This window comes from Chitinophaga sp. (assembly GCF_035564935.1).
Lineage (GTDB): Bacteria > Bacteroidota > Bacteroidia > Chitinophagales > Chitinophagaceae > Chitinophaga.
Genome location: NZ_DATMTE010001072.1, coordinates 1 through 4,715 on the forward strand (window position 1 = coordinate 1; position 4,715 = coordinate 4,715).

Consider the following 4,715-nt stretch of genomic DNA (forward strand, 5'->3'; position numbering starts at 1 on the left):
CTAAACTTGAAAAACCTGACTCCCTATGTTTAATAACAATCAGAAATCGAAAGGCGACAACAAGGCCATGCTGCCTACATCCACTGTCAACATTATAGGCAATGGTACATCTATCCAGGGTGATATTGTGTGTGAAGGCGACATCAGAATTGACGGCCAGGTAAACGGGCTGGTATCTACAAAAGCTAAAATAGTGGTAGGGCCTGAAGGGGAAATCACCGGCGACCTGGTATGCCAGAGTGCAGATATCCTGGGCCGGGTAACAGGTATCATCAAGGTAGATGAATTGCTGTTCCTGAAAGGGAATGCCCTGGTAAAGGGTGATGTATATACCGCTCATTTCGAAATGGAGCCTACTGCTAAGTTCAATGGCCGTTGCTACATGGACGATCAGCAACCGGCTGATAATCAGAAACATGGAAAAACCGTCCTCCAGGAAGCAGAATAACCGCAATCCGCTGTTACGTTACGCCGGCCTGGCCTTCCAGATGATGACCACGCTGGGTTTGGGTGTATTTGCAGGATATAAACTGGACCACTGGATAGGCTGGCGGTTCCCGGTTTTCCTGATCATTTTTTCTTTAGTTGCATTAGCCATACTTTTGTGGCAAATTATAAAAGACACCCGACGGAATGAGTGATAGATTTTTTATACGGTTATTCGCAGTTTTTGGAATTTTAAACGGACTTGTTATCATATTCAAACCCAGGTTGCTGGACCTCGGTACGCATGTGAATGTGCTGATGGCCGGTAACCTGATCATGGCTGTTATATCCCTGGTGTCTTATCTGATGAGCCGCCGGGGACTCGCTTCTTCCAACCATAACGCCTTTATCAGGGCTGTTTATGGCGCTACCCTCAGCAAACTTTTTCTTTGTGTTATAGGCATCGCTGTTTACGTGCTTATTTATAAGCCCAATGTAAGCAAGCTGACTATTTTCATGCTGTTGTTCCTGTACCTGGTGTATACTGTATTTGAAACAATCAGCCTTTTCCGGCTGACGAGGCTAAAAAAGTAATCTATTTGAAAAAAGAGGCGCCTTTAAATGCATTAGCGTCCTACTTACCTGAAGGTACTTTCGGACAGGTAATGGATTTTCTCACTACCTATAAGGTACACCTGACTGTTACACGGGAGCGGTCCAGCATACTTGGCGATTACCGGCACCCCGATGGGCAGGGTAAAGGCCACCGCATCAGCGTGAACGGTTCCCTGAATAAATATGCCTTCCTCCTTACCCTGCTGCACGAAATTGCACATCTCACTACTTTTAATAAATATGCCAACCGGGTGGCCTCGCATGGGAAGGAATGGAAACAGGAGTTCTCATTTATCCTGCGCGATTTTGTGGGTAAGAACCTGCTGCCTCCCGATATAGAAGCCGCCGTGCGCCAGAGTATGGCTAATCCTGCCGCCAGCTCCTGCGCAGATGAAAACCTGATGCGGGTGCTGAAAAACTACGACAGCCAAAAGGAAAATCATTTCTTCGTAGAGCAGGTACCGTTACATGGCCTGTTTAAAACCAAAGACGGACGCGTGTTCCGCAGGGGCGAAAAAATAAGAAAACGCTACCGCTGTGAAGAGGTAGCGTCTAAAAAATGGTTCCTTTTCAGTCCTGTATACGAAGTGGAGCTTGTAGCCTAGTTCTTCTCCCCTACATAATGCAACACCGGGTAAGCCATTGCACGGTTGATCAGCTGAATTTCCAGTTGCAGGATACCCGCTTCCGCACCGGCCTGCAGTTTAGGCGCATCATCGGTTGGCTTGTGATAGTCGTTGTGCCCACCTGTATGAAAAAATAGCACCGGCACCCCATTTACATAGAAATTATGATGATCGGAAGCGCCTTTCCCTGCTGCATCTGTGAAAAACTTAATACCGGGTTGCTGTACTTCCTTAAATACGGCAGGCCATTCTTCTGCACTGCCATAGCCTCCAATACCAATTCCTCTTTCGGGGTTATAACGTCCTATCATATCCATATTGAGCATGAAGTGCATCTTGTCCAGCGGCATCAGCGGGTGTGCCGTGTAATACTTTGATCCCTGCAGCCCCAGCTCTTCCCCGCCGAAAGCAATAAAGAGAAAGTTAAACGGTTCTTTGTTGTGGTTCTTCACATAATGCCTGGCCAGTTCCAGCAGGCCGGCCACGCCGGAAGCATTATCATCTGCACCGTTGTGGATTTCGCCGATGGGGTATTTACCATCGAATAGTGCGGCCGTTCCCAGGTGATCGTAGTGGGCGCCAATGATAATCGTACGTGCGGCGCCGTTATCCAGGTACCCGATCACATTCCGGCTGGGAATGTTTTTATGCGCTTTCCTGTCGAATGTAAAATCCTGGAAGAAACTGTTGCCATTTACGGGCTGCAGGCCCAGTTTTTTAAACTGTTTAGCCACATAACGGCTGGCAGTTCGACCGCCTTTTTCCGCGGTACCCCTGCCTTTTAGTTTATCAGCAGCCAGGTAGTTCACTATTCCCTGTATACGCGCAGCATCAGGAATAGTATCCTCCTGTGCCTGTGCGGCCGTGATTGAACCGGCAGCGCACATCAATAAAATCCATCTCTTTATCATATCCGCCCAAAAATAGAGAAGGCTTCCTTAAGGGGAAGCCTTCTGCGAAAAAATATTATTGAAATGTTCAAATTGTATTAATCCTACTTTTTCTTCTGTTGTATTTCCTGCTGGCGTTTCTGGACTTCTTCCAGTTTTTCCTGCCATTTGGATTTGGTTTTTGGTTTCTTCTTATTTTCCTGGATCTGTGCGTGGATCTTATCATGGTTAATGATAAACTTCTGGATCACGAACTGTAACAGGATACTGATCACGTTAGACAGGAAATAGTAGAAGGTAAGCGCCGCTGCAAGACGGTTAAAGATACCCAGCAACATTACCGGCATTACATAAGGCATGTACTTCATCACCGGGTTGCTCTGATCGGTCATTCCACGGTTGTAGAAAGCCAGGATCAAACTGGTGATGGTCATGAGAATGGTGAACAGGCTCACGTGATTGCCATAGAATGGTATGTTGAAACCGAGGTTCAGGATAGAATCGTAGGTAGACAGATCCTTTGCCCACAGGAAGCTTTCCTGGCGCAGCTCAATGGAAGACGGGAAGAAGCTGTACATCGCTACCAGGATAGGCAGCTGCAGCACTGCAGGTAAACATCCGCCCAGCGGGTTTACGCCAGCGCTCTTGAACAGTTTCATCTGCTCCACACCGAATGCCTGCTGGTCATCGCCATATTTTGCTTTCAGTTCATCAATTTCAGGTTTCAGCACTTTCATTTTCGCCTGGGAAACATAGCTCTGGTAAGTGAAAGGTGCTATCAGCAGGCGGATGAAAACGGTGAGCATGATGATGATGATACCATAGTTACTGATAAACCCGCTCAGGAAGTTAAACACCGGGATAATAATAAAGATGTTTACATACTTCACAAAAGCAAAGATACCGGTACCCAGCGGGATGATCTTTTGCAGACCGATATCGAAGGACTTCAGCGTTTTATAATGATTGGGACCATAGTAGATTTCCACCGGGAAGGAGAAATCATTGGTGCGGTTGTACGGAATCTGTATGGTGCTGAAGGTTTGTCCTACAATATTAGGACTTACAGGAACTTTCGTGTTTACATCCACATTATTGAAAAGTTCCTTTTTAGCAATCAGCGTGGTATTGAAGAACTGCTGTTTTACACTTACCCATTTCAGTTTGTTTTCCAGTTTTTCATGACTGGTACGGTTAAGGGTAAAGTAATCATGCTTGTCATTTTCCAACATATAGTGCACCTGGTTGTTCAGGCGCTCGTTTTCCATATCATGCTCCTGTTTATCTTCCTGGGTATTCCACTGGAGGCTCAGGTAATTCTGGTTACCTGGCAGCAGGGTTTGTAAACCAACTGCGTGGATGGTATAATCCACCACGTAGCTGCCTGGTTTCAGGGAATAGATAAATTCCAGGTAAGAAGCGGGATTGCTGGTATTAAGACGGTAAGCAATTGTTTTCACACCTCCTGCGCCTTCCCGGGGCTGGCCGGCGGTGAAGAACAGATCCGCGCTGTTCAGCATCTTTGTTAAGCTGGCAGGCACTTCTACCGAAAGACGGTTAAAGGAACCTTCCAGCAACATCAGCGGACCACCATCGTAAGTTTTGTATTGTTTCAGTTGTACACTTGCCGGTTGGCCACCTTTATTGGAAAAAGTGATCTTTACCACATCGTTTTCCAGCACTGTATTCTGCACATTGCCGGTAGCGGCAGCGGCAAATGCGCCAAACTCACCGTTTAACAGCGCCTGGTGGGCTGAATCCAGCTGGCCTCCTGTGGCGGCTGCAGCCATGCTCACAGTATCAGCTAAAGGTGTTTTAGGCTTGTTAAGCTCTGCGATGGAATCTTGCCTGGCTTTTTCCTTTGCGGCTCCTGCCTGTTGCTTCTGGTTAAAGAATATGTATCCTACCAGCAAAACGCCCAACAGTAAAAACCCAATGACCGAATTTCTATCCATGAAATGCAATTAAAATTTAGGCAGCAAAGGTAAGCAGGATTTTATGAAATGACCATGCTTTTTAGGTGAAACCCCTGTTAAATGCGGTTAAAATAATAGAAAAGTAAAGAGAATGCGTATTATATTGAGGATCAGAGCGGAGATGATCGCCTTCGGCGATTGCAGCGGATGTTGTCTGACTCAGGATTACGCTGATTATACTG

At 46.5% G+C, this 4,715-nt stretch carries 6 protein-coding genes; 4 read left to right on the forward strand and 2 right to left on the reverse strand.

Features of this window, described 5'->3' with window-relative positions; genetic code table 11:
• Positions 1-25 precede the first annotated feature (25 nt).
• Genes VN105_RS27685 through VN105_RS27700 form a run of 4 tightly spaced genes read left to right on the forward strand, consistent with a single transcriptional unit; the run spans position 26 to position 1,646 of the window.
• Positions 26-448: a polymer-forming cytoskeletal protein gene (locus VN105_RS27685; protein ID WP_325646374.1), complete on the forward strand. Its 423-nt coding sequence runs from the start codon at positions 26-28 to the stop codon at positions 446-448.
• A complete protein-coding gene (locus VN105_RS27690) occupies positions 417-641 on the forward strand; it encodes an AtpZ/AtpI family protein (RefSeq protein ID WP_142683453.1) in 225 nt (74 codons plus the stop codon). The genes VN105_RS27685 and VN105_RS27690 overlap by 32 nt, the downstream gene beginning before the upstream one ends.
• Positions 634-1,020 (forward strand): hypothetical protein, encoded by a 387-nt coding sequence (locus VN105_RS27695; RefSeq protein WP_142683454.1) that lies wholly within the window; start codon positions 634-636, stop codon positions 1,018-1,020. The genes VN105_RS27690 and VN105_RS27695 overlap by 8 nt, the downstream gene beginning before the upstream one ends.
• A gap of 5 nt (positions 1,021-1,025) precedes the next feature.
• Positions 1,026-1,646 carry a SprT-like domain-containing protein gene (locus VN105_RS27700; protein WP_325646377.1) on the forward strand — a complete coding sequence of 207 codons (621 nt, stop codon included), beginning with the start codon at positions 1,026-1,028 and terminating at the stop codon, positions 1,644-1,646.
• Here VN105_RS27700 and VN105_RS27705 read toward each other — a convergent pair.
• A complete protein-coding gene (locus VN105_RS27705) occupies positions 1,643-2,578 on the reverse strand; it encodes a M20/M25/M40 family metallo-hydrolase (protein ID WP_325646379.1) in 936 nt (311 codons plus the stop codon). The genes VN105_RS27700 and VN105_RS27705 overlap by 4 nt on opposite strands.
• An 83-nt stretch (positions 2,579-2,661) precedes the next feature.
• Positions 2,662-4,512, reverse strand: coding sequence for a membrane protein insertase YidC (gene yidC, locus VN105_RS27710; protein WP_325646381.1), 1,851 nt, complete (start codon positions 4,510-4,512; stop codon positions 2,662-2,664).
• Positions 4,513-4,715 lie beyond the last annotated feature (203 nt).

Excerpts from the sequence above, each read along its gene's own strand:
- VN105_RS27705 (WP_325646379.1), bottom strand. The coding sequence starts at position 2,578 with ATGATAAAGAGATGGATTTTATTGATGTGCGCTGCCGGTTCAATCACG.
- VN105_RS27685 (WP_325646374.1), top strand. The coding sequence starts at position 26 with ATGTTTAATAACAATCAGAAATCGAAAGGCGACAACAAGGCCATGCTG.
- VN105_RS27690 (WP_142683453.1), top strand. The coding sequence starts at position 417 with ATGGAAAAACCGTCCTCCAGGAAGCAGAATAACCGCAATCCGCTGTTA.
- yidC (WP_325646381.1), bottom strand. The coding sequence starts at position 4,512 with ATGGATAGAAATTCGGTCATTGGGTTTTTACTGTTGGGCGTTTTGCTG.
- VN105_RS27695 (WP_142683454.1), top strand. The coding sequence starts at position 634 with ATGAGTGATAGATTTTTTATACGGTTATTCGCAGTTTTTGGAATTTTA.